This is a genomic window from Microcoleus sp. D2_18a_B4 (genome assembly GCF_036702475.1).
In the GTDB taxonomy this organism is placed as follows: Bacteria; Cyanobacteriota; Cyanobacteriia; order Cyanobacteriales; family Microcoleaceae; genus Microcoleus.
The window spans coordinates 51329-52398 of the sequence record NZ_JAUBTL010000030.1 but is presented as its reverse complement, the minus strand read 5'-3'; the positions used below and the strand labels follow the sequence as shown (position 1 = coordinate 52398).

General features: G+C 56.0%; 1 pseudogene. It reads right to left on the bottom strand.

The features are described 5' to 3' along the window. Window positions 1-1070: pseudogene (locus tag QUB04_RS18095) on the bottom strand (DUF11 domain-containing protein); the annotation flags it as partial.

The window sequence follows — 1070 nt, the reverse complement described above, 5'->3', positions numbered from 1 at the left end:
TCTGCTGGGGGCAGGGTGTTGATCGTGTAAGAGGCGATCGACCCGTCGGGGTCGCTTCCTCCCAATCCCGTGACTAACAGGCTGCTGTTGGGCCCGATGCTGGAGTTGGCATTGTTGGCCAATGGCGGTTGGTTGGGAGTTGGAGTTGGAGTCGGTGTTGGAGTTGGTGGAGTTGGAGTCGGTGTTGGAGTTGGTGGAGTTGGAGTCGGTGTTGGAGTTGGTGTGAGAGTTGTGGTGAAGGTAGCTTCGTTGTTGCCCGGAGTGGGGTCAGCCGTGGGTGAGGTACTTCTGGCGGTGTTGGTGACGCTGCCTGATGCAGGTGCGATGAAGCTGACTGTGTTGGTGACGGTGACACCGCTGGCTAAGCTGGGAACTGGCGCGAAGCTGACAATACCTGTATTTTCATCGTAGACACCGCCGTTGACTCCTGTTAAACCGCGAAGGATGGTGTCGGTAATGGTGACGTTTTCGGCTGTGCTTGGGCCGTTATTGACTGTGGAAATTGTGTAAGTAACTGTTTGACCCGGTGCTGCTGCCGTAGTCCCGGTTTTGCTGGTAACTAGGTCGGCACTAGGTGTGAGAGTTGTGGTGAAGGTAGCTTCGTTGTTGCCCGGAGTGGGGTCAGCCGTGGGTGAGGTACTTCTGGCGGTGTTGGTGACGCTGCCTGATGCAGGTGCGATGAAGCTGACTGTGTTGGTGACGGTGACACCGCTGGCTAAGCTGGGAACGGGCGCGAAGCTGACAATACCTGTATTTTCATCGTAGACACCGCCGTTGACTCCTGTTAAACCGCGAACGATGGTGTCGGTAATGGTGACGTTTTCGGCTGTGTTTGGGCCGTTATTGACTGTGGAAATTGTGTAAGTAACTGTTTGACCCGGTGCTGCTGCCGTAGTCCCGGTTTTGGTGGTAACTAGGTCGGCACTAGGTGTCAGAGGTGTGGTGAATGTAGATGCGTTGTTGCCCGGAGTCGGGTCAGCGGTAGTTGAGCTGCTTCTGGCGGTGTTGGTGACGCTGCCTGATGCAGGTGCGATGAAGCTGACTGTGTTGGTGACGGTGGCGGTGTTGAT